A 16,245-nucleotide genomic window follows, 5' to 3' on the forward strand; every position below is an offset into this window, starting at 1 on the left:
ACAATTTAATGTATCAATCTTTTTTGTAGTAATTGTGGCTCGCCAATAATGATCTTGATTTTAGATAATAATAATAATCGTGCGATAGGCTTAAATGCGGCGCTTACTTTCATTGGTGAAGCGGTGCAATTACTTGATGAACAAAATTTTGAGCAGATATGTTCCAGCTTTGATAAAAAAGAGTGCATGGTTATTCTTGGTGCACTCAATGACCTTGAGCATGAAGCTGTAATTAAAAAGTACCCGACACTTCCCTTTTTATTGATTGGCGAAACACTTAAACCATTACTAAGTATTGCTAATGTAGTCGGCCTTATCTGTGAGCCGTTTACTCATGATGTGACTACTCAATTACTGCATGATTGCCAACAGTATCAACGGATGCTGCCAAATGAACATAAGCACGCAAAACCACATAAAACCTTTGATGGGTTAGTCGGTGAAACAGAAGCTGTTAAAGATGTGCGTTTTTTGATTGAGCAAGTGGCGAAAACTGATGCAAACGTACTTATATTAGGTGAGTCAGGCACAGGTAAAGAAGTTGTGGCTCGTAATGTACATTTGCTTTCTAAGCGCAACTCAGGACCATTTGTACCAGTCAATTGTGGTGCCATACCTGCCGAGTTATTAGAGAGTGAATTGTTTGGCCATGAAAAAGGGGCGTTTACGGGGGCTATTTCTGCTCGTAAAGGGCGTTTTGAACTTGCTCAATGCGGAACACTCTTTTTAGATGAAATTGGTGATATGCCGCTGCAAATGCAAGTGAAGCTTTTGCGTGTGTTACAAGAGCGAAGTTACGAAAGGGTTGGTGGCACTAAGGCAATTCAAGCTGATGTTCGCGTAATCGCGGCAACGCATAGAAACCTTGAGATGATGATTGAGCAAGGGAGCTTTCGCGAAGATTTATATTATCGTTTAAATGTATTTCCAATTGAAAACCCATCGCTTAATGAGCGCGCAGATGACATCCCATTATTACTGAAAGAATTAATGCGTCGTGTAAATGAACAAAGTGGTACAACTGCTAAATTTACAGAGCGGGCAATTGATAGCTTAAAGGAACATGCATGGCCAGGTAATATTCGTGAACTAGCAAATTTAGTGGAACGTATGGTCATAATGTTCCCTGATAAAGTCGTTGATATCCCCGATTTACCAGCCAAATACCGTTATATTGAAGTAGAAGCATACGAACCACAGTACCCAGAAGAATTAATGGAACGTGATGCATTTAATGATATCTTTAGCGCAGGTTTTAGTGATTATGATGATGAACCTGATGTTGAAGTTAGTCAGTCTTCAGTTGATTTACTTCCCAATGAGGGAATTGAGTTAAAGGATTATTTGGCAGAATTAGAAATAAGCCTGATCACTCAAGCCTTAGAGCGTTACGATTATGTGGTAGCACGTGCAGCCGAAATTTTAGGGGTACGCCGTACAACCTTAGTTGAAAAGATGAAAAAATATAACTTATCACGAGATTAATTCGGGGTAGTTTTCATCTTCTTAGTAACTGAAGTTCGACTCAGTAGCTGCGATTTTACATAGCGAACCGTAAGCAAGCGCGTGATAAATCTGAGCCTACTATACCCAAGTCACCTCAATACGCAGTATAAATCGCTTTTAAACCAACCCATTGGGCGTTTCACAGGCGCTTACTCTCATCGTTGTTACTTCTTAAAAGGGACTGCCATTGTTGCAAAGTAACGCCTTGATATTAAGCCCCTGTGAAACGCTGAAGTCTGCATCTTGAGGTGGCTTGGGTATATACCCCATAGACGGAAATTTGTTTCTCATATGTCTTGCTTGTTGAAAATTAACCTAACGCGCTAAAACACGCCCTAGGGTTTTCTTCTTTAAACTCTTTTTACTCAATAGCTTAAAGCTATTTTGTACAAAGACAATACTCTCTAGCGTCTAGTATTGCTCAATAATCTCAGCTTTGCGGAAACAGTCATTACTGTGATCGTTTACCATGCCACAGGCCTGCATATGGGCGTACACAGTGGTTGGCCCTAAAAATTTAAAACCTCGTTTTTTTAAATCTTTTGCAAACGCAGTTGATGCCTCGGTAATCGCGGGGTAGTCACTGAGTTTGTCTAAATCACTCACTAACGGCTTACCACCCACAAACTGCCATTGGTAGTGACTAAAGCTACCAAACTCTTGCTGAATTTCGATAAAACGTTTTGCATTATTTATTGTCGCAGCAATTTTTAGCCGGTTGCGAACAATTGTTTCATCAAGCATTAATCGTTCAATATCGTGTTCGTTCATTAACGCGACTTTTTCTACATCAAAATCTAAAAAAGCACGACGATAGCCACTGCGTTTTTTTAAAATTGTATACCAACTTAATCCTGCTTGTGCTGATTCAAGGGTAATAAACTCAAACAGTTTTTGGTCATTATAAAGTGGCACGCCCCATTCATCGTCGTGATATTTAACATAGTCTTCTTTACTGGTATCGAGCCAAGGGCAGCGACATACATTTTCTTTACTCATTGAATAATCCTTTCTTTTAAAACCGATGTCATTTTTTTGTCGCGCAAATTTAAAGCTAACATTATGAAAATAAACATTAATAATAGTGGTATGAATCGTGCATTTAACTCGTTAGAAACGATTTATAAGAGTATCGATTATGGCCTTAGCTAATGTCTTGAAACCACAATTTATCACAGCTACCCAATATAACCCATGCCTTCAGCAAGAAGAGTATGTGGGTGAGCTTAGTGAGCTGCGTCAACAAGCCAGCTGGTTAAGCCACTTAGTTGATACTATGCCTGCGGGAGTTGTGGTGCTAGATGCCAGAGGCATGATCGCAAAAGCCAATCAAATAGCGATTGATATGCTTGGCGAGCCACTTGAAGGTGAAAAGTGGTTTAGCGTGATCCAGCGCTCTTTTCGACCTCAGCAGGATGATGGTCATGAAGTATCTCTCAAAGATGGTCGCTTAATTAAATTAGAAATAACGGCGTTGACACCAGAGCCTGGACAGTTAATTTTAATGACAGACTTAACTGAAACGCGTCGTTTACAAACACGAGTTGCACATATGCAACGTTTGAGTGCACTGGGTAAAATGGTGGCATCTTTAGCTCATCAAGTGCGTACACCATTATCTGCGGCTATGTTATATGCCGCTAATTTAGGATCCAAGCGTTTACCTGAAAGCTCTCGAGGCAGTTTTCATACAAAATTAATGTCACGGTTAAAAGATCTCGAAACGCAGGTGAACGATATGCTGTTATTTGCAAAAAGCGGCGATCAGCAAGTGGTAGAGCAGGTGTCTATGCAGCAGCTATTAACAGAAGTGAAAATGGGTGCTGATGCGATGGTTGCACTAAACAATTGCGAACTTGAGGTTAGCCTACCGGATCCTGATGTTGAAATTGTCGGTAATAAAACGGCGTTGGCGAGTGCTATTCAAAACCTTGTTCATAATAGTATCCAAGTTATTGGTGCTGGCGCGAAAGTTTACGTAAGTGCGCAACGTGATGAAGATGAGCCTGAGTTTGTTCGGATCAGTGTTAATGATAATGGTCCCGGTATTGATTTAACGCAAGCTGATAAGTTATTTGAACCATTTTATACCACTAAAAGCCAAGGCACAGGGTTGGGCTTAGCAGTGGTTAGCTCAGTGACAATTGCTCACCAAGGGCGAGTTGATGTTGCTAATAATACACAGGGCGGTGCTTGCTTTAGCTTGCTGCTGCCTATTTGTGCAGAATCAAAGTCAGTGGAGGTCATATGAGTAACAATACGATTTTAGTTGTAGAAGATGATGCAGGGCTTCGAGAGGCTTTGATCGACACGTTAGAAATGTCAGGAATTGATTGTGTTGCGGCTGATAGCGCTGAACAAGCAATGGTTTTATTGAAAAAAGATAGCTTTTCTTTAGTCGTAAGTGATGTGCAAATGGGGGCGATGAGTGGTCTTGATTTATTGCGGAGCATTAATTTAAATCACCCTGATTTACCAGTATTGATGATGACAGCATATGCAACAATCGATGATGCGGTTGAGGCAATGCGTTTAGGTGCGATTGATTATATGGCTAAGCCATTTGCGCCAGAAGTGTTACTCAATATGGTGAGCCGCTATTTACCAGAACCAGAAAAAGAAACGGATGGCCCAATTGTCGCAGATCCGAGCAGTATTCAATTATTAGAGCTTGCTTGTAAAGTTGCTAAATCTGATGCCAGTGTAATGGTGTTAGGCCCAAGTGGCTCAGGTAAAGAAGTATTAGCACGGTTTATTCATGATAAATCAGATCGTGCAGATCAGCCTTTTGTCGCAATAAATTGCGCTGCGATCCCAGAGAATATGCTTGAAGCGACCTTATTTGGTTATGAAAAAGGCGCATTTACAGGTGCAATCCAAGCTTGCCCTGGGAAATTTGAGCAAGCACAAGGTGGTACGATTTTACTTGATGAAATCACCGAAATGGATTTAAGCCTGCAAGCTAAGCTACTACGTGTACTGCAAGAGCGTGAAGTTGAACGTTTAGGTGGTCGAAAAACGATTAAATTGGATGTTAGAGTATTAGCCACTAGTAACCGTGACCTAAAAGAGGCCGTAAGTGAGCATCAATTTAGAGAAGATCTTTATTACCGTTTAAATGTGTTTCCATTGATGTGGCGCCCACTTTGTCAGCGCCCTGGTGATATTATTATATTGGCAAAGCATTTAATTGAGCGTCATATTAGTAAAAGCAAAGAGCCAATGGCACAACTTAGTCTATCAGCGCAGGATAAATTATTATCACATGCTTGGCCTGGTAATGTGCGTGAGCTTGATAATGTGATCCAGCGCGCATTAATACTGCGCCACGGTGATGTGATCGATGAAAATGCTATTTTTATCGAAAATCTAACAACGGCTCCATTAACCACCGCTTTAGCTAGCAATCCATTACCTGCTGACACAGCAAGCTCATTGAGTAATGAAGCGTATTACGACGTACAAGTGCCGACAATTAAAGCAAAAGCAACACACAGTGAGCCATTGCTTAGTACGGACTCTGGCAGCTACAAAGATGAATTAAAAGATAAAGAACATCGCATTATTTTAGAAACGCTTTCTCGCTGTCAAGGTAAGCGAAAAGATGTTGCTGAGACTTTAGGGATCAGTCCGCGAACATTACGCTATAAATTGGCGCAAATGCGTGACTTAGGTATTGCATTACCAGCCTAACTTTTATAAATATACGCTCAGTGCTCACTGAGCGTTCTTCCGTCAAAACTCTGACAAGTTAAATTAAACTGTAACTAACTGTATTTAAATGACTATTTTGTGGCACGTTTTGTGCTTTATCTAGTTATAAGTAAATTGTATCGTCAGAGATCATTATGAAAATTGAAAACAGTGCATTATTCCAAGAAATGCAATCCATGGCTCTTGAAACAAGCCGTGGTAATCAAGTAAATAACATACCAACTGAAGCGCAACCAACGTCATCAGCACAATTTGGTGATTTACTTACTAGCGCGTTAAATACGGTCGATGGCCATCAAAAAGAAGCGAAACAAAAGGTGACGGCCTTAGAAATGGGGGACCGCAGTGTTTCGTTAGCTGAAGTGATGATCGCATCACAGAAATCATCTGTCGCTTTTGAAGCGACCGTTCAGGTTCGTAATAAGCTTGTAGAGTCTTACAAAGAAATCATGAACATGCCTGTTTAACTAGGTAGTGGAGAATTATTGTGGCGCAATCTAATCAATCAACAGATCTTGCTTTAGCTGGTGGCGGTATCGACCAAAACGATAGTGAAGAGCAACAAGAACAAAAGTCAGGCTATTTAAGTGCTCTTAATGGTGTTGATATATTACGTCAAGCAACACTGCTGATTGCTTTAGCTATTTGTCTTGCGATTGCAATTTTTGTGATTATTTGGGCAAAACAACCAGATATGCGACCACTTGGAAAAATGCCAACAGAAGAGCTTATCCAAACTCTCGACTTTTTAGATGCACAAAAAATTGAATATCAGCTCGATGGTAACGTTATTTCTGTTGAAGAAGGCGAATATCAAAGCATTAAATTATTAATGACTCGAGAAGGGTTAGAGCAATCCCCAAATTCTGGTACTGATATTATCATGCAAGATATGGGTTTTGGTGTAAGCCAACGTTTAGAGCGTGAACGTTTAAAGCACGGTCGTGAGCAACAGCTTGCACGAACTATTGAAGAACTAAAAAATGTTACCCGCGCCAAAGTATTACTAGCCATCCCAAAAGAAAATGTGTTTGCTCGTCGTGAGAAAAAACCATCAGCAACCGTTGTGCTAACACTTAAGCGTGGACGTATGCTTAGTAGTGAAGAAGTTGATTCTATTGTTGATATTATAGGGTCAGCGGTTCAAGGCTTGGAACCTGCACGAGTTACAGTTACAGATCAAAATGGTCGATTATTAAATTCTGGTTCACAAAGTTCACTTGCGTCACGCTCACGTAAAGAATATGAAGTAGAGCGCAAACGTGAGCAGGAATACCTCGAAAAAATTGATAGCATTCTAATTCCGGTACTGGGCTTGGGCAATTATACTGCGCAAGTAGATTTAAGCATGGATTTCAGTTCAATTGAAGAAACCCAAAAACGTTATAATCCTGATTTACCGGCAGTGAGAAGTGAAACAACATTTGAAGAAAGTAACATCGGTGGTCTTGCAATCGGCATACCTGGTGCTTTGTCAAACCAACCTCCTGCAAATTCAGACATACCAGAAGTAGCAGGTCAAGGCGGAGCTGGCTCAGGCACTTCACCAAGTCGTAGTCATAAAGAAGCAACAAGAAATTACGAATTAGATACCACAATTTCTCATAAACGTCAGCAAACAGGTGTGATACGTCGTATCAGTGTTTCTGTTGCGGTAGATTACTTAGCAACAGCAGGGGAAAATGGTGAAACGACCATGGTGCCTCGCTCAATCGAAGCGCTGTCAAATATTCGTCGTTTATTGCAAGGTGGTGTAGGTTTTGATTTACAACGAGGTGATGCGCTTGAAGTTGTGACCGTTCCTTTTGTTCGAGAGGAAATGGGGTTAGCGATTGAAGTACCAATTTGGGAGCAAAGCTGGTTTATGAAGATCGTTCGTTTAGTGCTCGGTTTCTTAGTCATTGTTGTGCTTATAATGGCCGTTGTTAAACCAATGCTTAAACGCTTAATCTACCCAGATGATACGCTTGAAGAGTATGATGATGACGCACTTAGTTCAGGTGTAGATATTGGAGACAATACGCTGGATATGCTAAATAAAGATTTTGATTCTGCTTCGGTTGGCTTCTCAAGTGATGGTACACTACAGTTACCAGACCTACATGGCGACGAGGACTTGCTCAAAGCTGTACGTGCCCTTGTAGCTAATGAACCTGAACTCTCCTCACAAGTTGTGAAAGCGTGGTTAACAGAAGATGACTGATCAAGACCAAGAACAAAAACAACTACCAACAGCGTTTGATGTTGATAAATTAGACGGTGTAGATAAAGCCGCAATCTTATTGCTGAGTTTATCTGAAGAAGATGCTGCGCAAATATTAAAACATCTTGAACCTAAGCAAGTTCAAAAGGTGGGTATGGCAATGGCTGCGGTAGATGACCTATCGCAAGCTAAAATCAGCGCAGTACATAACTTGTTTATAGAGCAAATCCAAAGCTTTAGCACGATAGGCTTCCAATCAGAAGACTTTATTAAAAAAGCATTAACAGCAGCCTTAGGTGAAGATAAAGCGGCAAGCCTTATTGACCAGATTGTCATGGGATCCGGCGCTAAAGGCCTTGACTCTCTTAAGTGGATGGACTCTAAGCAAGTTGCCAATATTATCCGCAATGAGCACCCGCAAATTCAAACCATTGTTTTATCGTATTTAGAACCAGAACAATCGGCTGAGATATTAGCGCAATTCCCTGAAAAGGTGCGTTTAGATTTAACCATGCGTATTGCTAATCTTGAAGAAGTTCAACCAGCTGCATTGCAAGAATTGAATGAAATTATGGAGAAACAATTTGCTGGTCAAGCTGGCGCGCAAGCTGCGAAAATGGGTGGCTTGAAAGCAGCCGCTGATATTATGAACTACCTTGATACGAATGTTGAAGGTCAGTTAATGGACTCAATACGTGAGCATGATGAAGAAATGTCACAACAAATCCAAGATCTTATGTTTGTGTTTGAAAATCTAATGGAAGTTGAGGATCGTGGTATCCAAGCCATTCTTCGAGAAGTGCAGCAAGACGTATTGATGAAAGCAATTAAAGGCACAGATGAAGGACTGAAAGAGAAAATTTTGGGTAACATGTCTAAACGTGCGGCAGAAATGCTGGCTGATGATTTAGAAGCGATGGCACCTGTGCGAATAAGTGAAGTTGAAGCGGCACAAAAAGAAATATTATCAACTGCGCGACGTTTGGCTGATTCAGGTGAAATCATGCTCGGCGGTGGCGGTGGCGAGGAGTTCCTATAAACGATGAGTAACTCACGCTCAAATCAAGGTCGTCCGCTTCATGCAAGAGAAGCGGTTGATGAATTATTAGAAAATTGGCCAATTCCAGATGTAACGCAAGATACGCGTAAATATGATGGACGTTCAACTGCTTTTGGTACACCGCTTGCTGATCTGTATCGTAAAGAGCAACAAAGGAGTGAGCCAGAGGTTGAACCTGAAGAGCCTGAACTCCCTTCGTTAACGATGGCAGAATTAGAGCGTATTCGCCAAGACGCTTACGAAGAAGGTTTAAAACAAGGTCATGAGCAAGGCTATATTGATGGTTTTGAGAAAGGCGTCGGTGAAGGAAAAGAAGCAGGTTACAAAGAAGGCGTAGAGTTAGGTAAAACTCAAGGTCAAGAGGAAGTAAAGCCATTAATTGAAGAGCAATTAACAAGCTTGCGAAGTCTACTAGATAGTTTGAGTGAACCATTAGCTAAAGTAGATGACGCAGCTGAAAAACAGCTTGTGCAACTAGCAGTAATGCTTGCACAAGCGCTTATTTATCAAGAAATAAAAACGTCACCAGATATTGTTCTTCATAGTTTAAAGCAATGCATAGATGCACTGGGTACAGAGCAACCGAATATACGTATTCATTTAAACCCAGAAGACATAGAGCTTATTAAAAATAGTTACACAGAAGAGGCATTGGCAGTGAGTGGTTGGCAACTAATACCAGAGCCCACTTTAGAACGTGGTGGTTGCCAAGTTAAAACAGCACAATCATCAATTGATATGACAGTCAAAACCCGCGTCAAAGAAACGTTGGATAGCTTTTTGCATAGTAGTGGTATCTAAGTATATTACTGGCTTGCTATGAGTAGTCAATCGCGCCCTTTAAGTGAACGTTTACAAAAATATCAAAAGCATATTCACGTACCAGTCCCTGCGGTCGCAGGTATTTTAACGCGTGTTGTTGGTTTAACTTTAGAAGCAAAAGGCTTGCGCGCGCCAGTAGGTAGCCAGTGTAAAATTGAAACCATGCATGGTTTTGTTGATGCAGAAATTGTGGGTTTTAACGACCAAACATTGTATCTCATGCCTAATGATCACATCTCAGGGGTGTTACCTGGCGCACGAGTAATACCTCAAGTTAATGAAACCGGACTTCCAGTTGGAATGTGTCTACTTGGTCGAGTTGTCGATGGATTAGGCCGCCCATTAGATGGACTTGGTCCGATCAATGCTGAACATCATCTTAAATTTGCACAAAATTCGATAAACCCTTTATCTCGCAGACCTATCAGTCAACCGATGGATGTGGGGGTGCGTGCCATAAATTCAATTATTACAGTAGGGCAAGGCCAGCGAATGGGCTTGTTTGCAGGTTCTGGTGTCGGTAAATCAGTATTACTAGGGATGATGACCAGAGGGTCTGAGGCTGATGTGATTGTGGTTGGTTTAGTTGGTGAGCGTGGACGAGAAGTTAAAGAATTTATTGAGGAAATTTTAGGCGTCGAGGGACGAAAGCGCTCAGTTGTGGTTGCAGCGCCAGCCGACTCGTCACCTTTAATGCGTCTAAAAGGGTGCGAAAGTGCCGTCACAATCGCGGAGTATTTTCGCGACCAAGGGTTAAATGTTTTGCTATTACTTGATTCTGTTACGCGTTATGCAATGGCTCAGCGTGAAATAGCGTTAGCGGTTGGTGAGCCGCCTGCCACAAAGGGTTACCCACCATCAGTATTTGCGAAACTACCTGCCTTGGTTGAGCGCGCTGGTAATGGTGGCGAAGGGCAGGGTTCTATCACTGCATTTTTTACTGTGCTGAGTGAAGGCGATGATATGCAAGATCCTATTGCGGATGCTGCGCGCGCGATTTTAGATGGGCATATCGTACTATCGCGAGAGCTCGCTGACAGTGGGCATTATCCTGCCATTGATATTGAAAAATCGATTTCACGGGTGATGCCACAAGTTGTGTCTGAGCCACACATGCAGCAAGCTCGAGTACTTAAACAAGTTTATTCTATGTATCAACAGAATAAAGATATGATCACTTTAGGAGCATATCAAAAAGGTACGGACCAGATGCTCGATCAAGCTATTAATATGATGCCAAGAGTAAACGCTTTTTTGCAACAAGGCATGAAAGATGTGATCAGCTATGACGAAGGTCTGCAAGGGCTGGCTCAATTATTAGGACAAGCATAATGACGAAAAATAAACTTGATTTAGTGCTTAGACTAGAAACTGAGAAAGAAGAATCACTAAGGATGAATTATCTGCAGGCGCAGCAACATCTGCAAAGTAATCAACAAAAGCTGCAAGGTTTGAATGACTTTCGGTTGGAGTATACGCAACAACTTCACTTAAAAGGTCAGTCAGGTTTAAGCAGTGCTGGTTTTAGTCAGTATCATGCCTTTATCGCAAAAATAGAAGAAGCAATACGCCAACAAGCAAATACTGTAAATACAGCAAAACAAGTTGTATCACAGCGACAAAGCCTATGGTTAAAGCAACAAATTAAAGCTAAGGCAGTAGCTAAATTAATAGAAAAACAGCAACTTAAAGCAAATGTTATTGCTCAAAAAAATGAACAGAAAATGTTAGATGAATTTTCGTCAAATCAATTTTATCAAAGGCGCCGCGCTTTATAACGAGTGCAGTAATAGTGAGGCTAAGTTATTTTCTGCTTTTTTTACCTTAGGCACATAACTTGCTTTATTTATCAGTGAAGTATTTATTCTGGCAAGCTGCGGCGGCAAGTTGCCACTTATTATGTAGGTGAATTATGGCGATTAGTGATCTATCAGTACTCATTTCAACTGAACAAGATGTCCAGCTAACTAAAAAGGGCAGTGAAGCCAAAGATCCGCAAAGTACAGCAAGTGATTTTTTTAGTCTTTTGCAAAATGCCAGCGGCCATGCTGATACGTTAAAGGTGAAGGCTAGTCGAGCGACAGATGAAACAAAGGCTGACTCAGTTGAAGCTAAACCAAACTCGGCCGAAGAAAAACTTACATTAATTGAAAGCGATATACTAGCGAGCAGCGCTGAAAGTGATGATAAAGTAGATAGTTCTGGTGACGCTATGCTTGCTCATATAAATGCAGCTAATAGCATCGATACACGAGTTAATTCACCAAAAGTGGCCAATGCAAACTCGATTGGAAATTTGCTAGATCGCGCAACACATGAAAAATTTGATCCTTCAATCCCTTATATTAAAGCGCCTCGCCCGATTGACGATATTACACCTATTATTGAACCTGTACCCGCTGACGATACTAGTGAATTACTTGATCCTAGATTAGCCGTAATCAGTGGGAAGACTATCATTTCAGAGGCAATTGATAAGCAGTTGAATGTAAAGATAAATAAAGGACCAGGTGATACTGTTACGCCAATACCTGTTGAACCAATTGTTGGCGATATTCAAGAGAAAGGCGATGCAGCGCAAAGCGTGCCTGTTAACACAGCTCAAGGTGTAGTGAATAATGGCGAAGCAAATGTAATTAATACTACAACGCAAACTGCAAAAGCAGAACCGCAAATAACAGCAATAGGCACCAAAGATGCACCAACAGTCAGTGCTCAAGTAAGTAATGAAAAAGATGAATTGATTGAACGAAGAAAAACTCACAACTCAAATCAAGTTGAGACTAACACTGCTGACAATAAAAGTGGTTTAGTGCTTAAGGAAGATGCTAAGCCTATACCTCTTGATAAGTTACAAAGTACAGCGTCATTAGTATCCGAAAATAAAGCGACACAGACAGCTTCTATATTACCAAGCGATAAAACACAGAAAGTTGAAGTACCTAATAAAGTTGAAGTGCCTAATAAAGATAATAACGCAGCGGATAGACTAAATAACACATCTACAGATAACCTAGATAAACGCGTAATGACTAGCAACAATCTTACAAATACAGCGCAAGAAATTAAAAATCAGGTGGCATCATCTTCACAGTATTTAGTTAAGGAAGCAGCTATTGCGGATAAGGCAGCAAATATATTACCAAGTGATATTGAGATAGAAAAAGCAAGTAAAGCACTACTTAATAGCCAGTCAGCGACAGAGATAAAAAGTAACCCTGTATTAGCTAATCTAACAGATGAACAGCGTAAAACCCTTCAGAGTCAAGCTGCTGTGATAGTTGAGGAGGGGGTGACGCCGGCTAAACTTGATACCTTTAAACAATATATTACTGAGTTAGTAAACAAAAATGAAAAAGTAGCTCAAAATACAGTTGAAAAACCATTATTAATGTCGCAATCAGAAAAAGTAAGTAAAGAGCTTGATGTTGCGATTGGACAGTTAAATAATGCTGATAAGCAGGCCTTGAGGACTCAATTACAACAGTTTTTAGCAACGGCACAGCCAAAAGGCGCGGCATTAAATAATGTGACGGCGGTTATTGATAAACTTGATCAATTGCACGTGGCCGCGGACACTCAAAAATCAGAAAAAGTGATCCCCCCCCAAAGTGCTCAAGTTTTAAATAGTACAGCTGCAAGCATTGTAACAAGTCCAGAGGCTAGCAAAGCTCAGACTTCGCAAGAGGCATTGATTAAGTCAGTTACACAAGAGGCCGTAGTAAAATCAGAGACGCAACAAGCAGTGATAAAAGATGCATTGCTTGAAAGTCATAACAAAGAACAGGTTTTACCGCGAGAGTCAGCAGTAGGGCGTATCAATCAGTTATTTGGACAAATTACAGGGCAGGTCGCAACACTTGCAGCGCCAATAGCTGAAAGTAGTGAGCAGCGTTATCAGCAAGAAATTACAGATATGCAGGTTTTACAAGCTCAACAGGCAAGCCCAACGTCGCAAACAAAACAAGTGAACTTGGATCCAACATTACTCCAAGCATTAAACATAGTGAAAAGTGATGCCGCAAAATTATTGCAAGAGCGAGTGAGTGCCTTATTAAGTATCAATAATAAAGAAGCTGAGATTCGCCTTGATCCACCAGAAATGGGCAGCATGCAAATACGTATTCGCAGCGACGCAGAGCAAGCACAAATTAACTTTGTAGTACAGAATCAACAAGCTAAAGAAGCACTCGAACAATCAATGCCAAAATTACGAGAAATGTTAGCTCAACAAGGTATTGAATTAGGTGAAAGCAGTATTGAGCAAGGTAATAGCCAAAATGGATCTGGAGCGGATGAGCAATCGCAAAGTAGTCAGCATGCAAATAATCAGCAGCAAAATGAGAGTGAAAGTACATTAGCTGAGCAAAATACGAGAATGTCAGGACAACAATCGACATCATCAATAGATTACTACGCCTAACACCTGCTATTATAAAAGCATAAGAATAAATAACTTGATGGGCATACGATACTCGTAATATGCCCATTATTAAGGCATAGAGGAAACCATCATGGCAGAAGAAGCAAATTTAGAAATTGAAGATGGCGGTAAGAGTAAGAAAAAGCTAATAATTATTATTGCTGCTGCAGTGCTTGTTATCGGTGGTGCCGTTGGATTTTTCTTAATGTCTGGCTCTGATTCACCAGAAGAAACATTAGCTGAAGAAACGGTTACAACTCAAGAAGCTGAAAGTTCAACATCGGGGGCTTCTGTTGGCAGTGCTTTATATGTTGCAATGCCACGACCATTTGTATTTAACGTCCCAGGAGCTAGCAGAGACCGCATAGTGCAAATAAAAGTACAATTATTAGTACGTGGTGATGTAAATGAAGAAACAGCTAAAAAACATATACCCTTAATTGAAAGTACACTTTTGGGTGTACTTTCAACCACTACAGCTGATGAGTTAGGAACGAGCGAAGGTAAAGAAACGCTTCGCGTTGCTGCCCTTGATAAGGTGCAAGCGGCGCTCACTGATGTTGAAGGAAGCAAAGTTATTGAGCGGGTATTATTCACCGGCTTTGTGATGCAATAAGGGGTCAGCGTGAGCGATTTATTATCCCAAGACGAAATTGATGCCCTCTTACATGGTGTTGATGATGTTGAAGAGGAAGATATACAAGATGGTGAAGATGGTAGTGGTAATACACTCCAATATGATTTCTCCTCACAAGACCGTATTGTTCGTGGCCGCATGCCAACGTTGGAAATTGTTAACGAGCGCTTTGCTCGCCATATGCGGATCAGTTTATTTAATATGATGCGACGTACGGCAGAAGTATCCATAAATGGCGTGCAAATGATAAAGTTTGGTGAATATATCCACACTTTATTTGTGCCAACAAGTTTGAACATGGTGCGTTTTCGTCCTCTAAAAGGGACTGGATTGATCACCATGGAGGCACGGTTAGTATTTATTTTAGTGGATAACTTCTTTGGTGGTGACGGCCGTTACCATGCAAAAATAGAAGGCCGTGAATTTACTCCCACCGAACGACGTATTGTGCAAATGCTACTAAAAATAATCTTTGAAGATTATAAAGAAGCATGGGCGCCGGTTATGGATGTCTCATTTGAATATCTTGATTCAGAAGTAAACCCTGCTATGGCGAATATTGTGAGCCCCACAGAAGTGGTGGTAATAAGCTCATTCCACATTGAATTAGATGGCGGCGGCGGGGATTTTCATATTGCACTTCCATATTCCATGCTTGAACCTATTCGTGAACTACTCGATGCCGGTGTGCAATCAGATACAGAAGATACAGATCTTCGCTGGAGTAAGGCGCTGCGCGATGAAATAATGGATGTAGAAGTTGAAATGTCAACGCAACTACTTGAAGTTGATTTAACTTTAGCGCAAATTATGGAACTTAAAGCTGGCGATATAATTCCAGTTGAAATGCCTGAACATATTACTGTATTTGTTGAAGACTTACCTACCTATAGGGCGAAAATGGGTCGCTCTCGCGATAATGTAGCTTTACAAATCAGTGAAAAAATTAAACGTCCTGAATCAGTTAAATCAGAACTGCACGTCTTTACTAAAGGTGGCAAAAAACTTGATTCAGATGCAGAATTAGCAGAACTAGAAGATGACTTACACCTTTCAGATGGTGTAGATTTAGACTGGTAAAGAAATAGGGTTAAATGTATGAGCGATGACCAAGATACAATGGATGAGTGGGCTGCTGCGTTAGCTGAAGCAGAAGGCACCGATGATAGCGGCGATGCACAACTTGCTGAACTTGATGAGTTAAGTGATGCTAAGCATGAAATGAGCAGCGATGAAAAGCGCAAGCTTGATACTATTTTAGATATACCCGTTACAATTTCAATGGAAGTTGGGCGATCTAAAATTAATATTCGTAATTTACTTCAGCTAAACCAAGGCTCGGTTGTTGAACTAGATCGCGTTGCGGGTGAACCATTAGATGTACTCGTTAATGGTACCTTGATCGCGCATGGAGAGGTTGTCGTCGTAAATGATAAATTTGGTATTCGCTTAACTGACGTAATAAGCCAGGTTGAACGGATTAAAAAACTGCGATGAGCAGTTGGCTTTTATTATCAACAGCGAGCAGCTCAGTCATACCGAAAGCTGCCGCTTCTGGCGATTTAATCTCGATGGTTATGTCATTAGTCATGGTGCTAGTATTGATAGTGATACTGGCTTTTTTGGTTAAAAAGCTCAACCCGAATATTGCTAACAGTGACGAATTTAAAATTGTGAGAAGTTTGCCACTTAGTACTCGTGAGCGGTTAATGGTGGTTGAAATTGATAATTGTCAGCATTTACTAGGGGTAACTCCTCATAGCATCAATTACTTACATAAACTCGAAACCCCGCTAACAGAAAAAGAGTTACCGGCATTAGTACAACGCTTTGGCAAGTTACTAAACCCACAATCGAATCAAAATAAAAAGAATCTATAA

Annotated in this window: 15 protein-coding genes; 14 read left to right on the top strand and 1 reads right to left on the bottom strand. The window is 40.8% G+C overall.

All coding sequences use genetic code 11. The features are described 5' to 3' along the window. The first annotated feature begins 48 nt into the window (after positions 1–48). Positions 49–1,485, top strand: a complete 1,437-nt coding sequence (locus ACJJVX_RS09470; RefSeq protein WP_054203320.1) for a sigma-54-dependent Fis family transcriptional regulator — start codon at positions 49–51, stop codon at positions 1,483–1,485. A gap of 432 nt (positions 1,486–1,917) precedes the next feature. On the opposite strand, the gene ACJJVX_RS09475 is transcribed toward ACJJVX_RS09470, so the two are convergent. Beyond that, positions 1,918–2,505: a DNA-3-methyladenine glycosylase I gene (locus tag ACJJVX_RS09475; RefSeq protein ID WP_054203319.1), complete on the bottom strand. Its 588-nt coding sequence runs from the start codon at positions 2,503–2,505 to the stop codon at positions 1,918–1,920. A gap of 139 nt (positions 2,506–2,644) precedes the next feature. Between ACJJVX_RS09475 and ACJJVX_RS09480 the strand changes: the two genes are divergently transcribed. The 13 genes from ACJJVX_RS09480 to fliO all read left to right on the top strand — a co-directional run bounded on the left by ACJJVX_RS09480 (position 2,645) and on the right by fliO (position 16,245). After that, positions 2,645–3,757: a PAS domain-containing sensor histidine kinase gene (locus ACJJVX_RS09480; RefSeq protein ID WP_054203318.1), complete on the top strand. Its 1,113-nt coding sequence runs from the start codon at positions 2,645–2,647 to the stop codon at positions 3,755–3,757. Continuing rightward, positions 3,754–5,199, top strand: coding sequence for a sigma-54 dependent transcriptional regulator (locus ACJJVX_RS09485; RefSeq protein WP_054203317.1), 1,446 nt, complete (start codon positions 3,754–3,756; stop codon positions 5,197–5,199). The genes ACJJVX_RS09480 and ACJJVX_RS09485 overlap by 4 nt, the downstream gene beginning before the upstream one ends. Before the next feature lie 155 nt (positions 5,200–5,354). Beyond that, positions 5,355–5,687 carry a flagellar hook-basal body complex protein FliE gene (gene fliE / locus ACJJVX_RS09490; protein WP_054203316.1) on the top strand — a complete coding sequence of 111 codons (333 nt, stop codon included), beginning with the start codon at positions 5,355–5,357 and terminating at the stop codon, positions 5,685–5,687. A gap of 20 nt (positions 5,688–5,707) precedes the next feature. Further along, entirely contained in the window at positions 5,708–7,423 is a 1,716-nt protein-coding gene (gene fliF, locus ACJJVX_RS09495; RefSeq protein ID WP_054203315.1) for a flagellar basal-body MS-ring/collar protein FliF, read from the top strand. Further along, positions 7,416–8,462, top strand: a complete 1,047-nt coding sequence (fliG, locus tag ACJJVX_RS09500) for a flagellar motor switch protein FliG (RefSeq protein ID WP_054203314.1) — start codon at positions 7,416–7,418, stop codon at positions 8,460–8,462. The genes fliF and fliG overlap by 8 nt, the downstream gene beginning before the upstream one ends. Before the next feature lie 3 nt (positions 8,463–8,465). Beyond that, positions 8,466–9,284 (top strand): flagellar assembly protein FliH, encoded by an 819-nt coding sequence (gene fliH, locus ACJJVX_RS09505; RefSeq protein WP_054453884.1) that lies wholly within the window; start codon positions 8,466–8,468, stop codon positions 9,282–9,284. An 18-nt stretch (positions 9,285–9,302) separates the two neighbouring features. Next, a complete protein-coding gene (gene fliI / locus ACJJVX_RS09510; RefSeq protein WP_054203312.1) occupies positions 9,303–10,637 on the top strand; it encodes a flagellar protein export ATPase FliI in 1,335 nt (444 codons plus the stop codon). Continuing rightward, the gene (gene fliJ / locus ACJJVX_RS09515) at positions 10,637–11,083 is read left to right on the top strand and encodes a flagellar export protein FliJ (protein ID WP_054203311.1); all 447 of its coding nucleotides are present in this window, start codon (positions 10,637–10,639) and stop codon (positions 11,081–11,083) included. The genes fliI and fliJ overlap by 1 nt, the downstream gene beginning before the upstream one ends. A 134-nt stretch (positions 11,084–11,217) precedes the next feature. Continuing rightward, the gene (locus tag ACJJVX_RS09520; protein WP_405631210.1) at positions 11,218–13,728 is read left to right on the top strand and encodes a flagellar hook-length control protein FliK; all 2,511 of its coding nucleotides are present in this window, start codon (positions 11,218–11,220) and stop codon (positions 13,726–13,728) included. A gap of 91 nt (positions 13,729–13,819) precedes the next feature. Beyond that, positions 13,820–14,344, top strand: a complete 525-nt coding sequence (gene fliL, locus ACJJVX_RS09525; RefSeq protein ID WP_054203309.1) for a flagellar basal body-associated protein FliL — start codon at positions 13,820–13,822, stop codon at positions 14,342–14,344. A 9-nt stretch (positions 14,345–14,353) separates the two neighbouring features. Then, positions 14,354–15,445, top strand: a complete 1,092-nt coding sequence (gene fliM / locus ACJJVX_RS09530) for a flagellar motor switch protein FliM (RefSeq protein ID WP_054203308.1) — start codon at positions 14,354–14,356, stop codon at positions 15,443–15,445. A gap of 18 nt (positions 15,446–15,463) precedes the next feature. Continuing rightward, positions 15,464–15,862 carry a flagellar motor switch protein FliN gene (gene fliN, locus ACJJVX_RS09535; RefSeq protein ID WP_054203307.1) on the top strand — a complete coding sequence of 133 codons (399 nt, stop codon included), beginning with the start codon at positions 15,464–15,466 and terminating at the stop codon, positions 15,860–15,862. After that, positions 15,859–16,245: a flagellar biosynthetic protein FliO gene (gene fliO / locus ACJJVX_RS09540; RefSeq protein ID WP_169327112.1), complete on the top strand. Its 387-nt coding sequence runs from the start codon at positions 15,859–15,861 to the stop codon at positions 16,243–16,245. The genes fliN and fliO overlap by 4 nt, the downstream gene beginning before the upstream one ends.

This window comes from Pseudoalteromonas sp. Ld20 (assembly GCF_045064175.1).
GTDB lineage: Bacteria > Pseudomonadota > Gammaproteobacteria > Enterobacterales > Alteromonadaceae > Pseudoalteromonas > Pseudoalteromonas neustonica.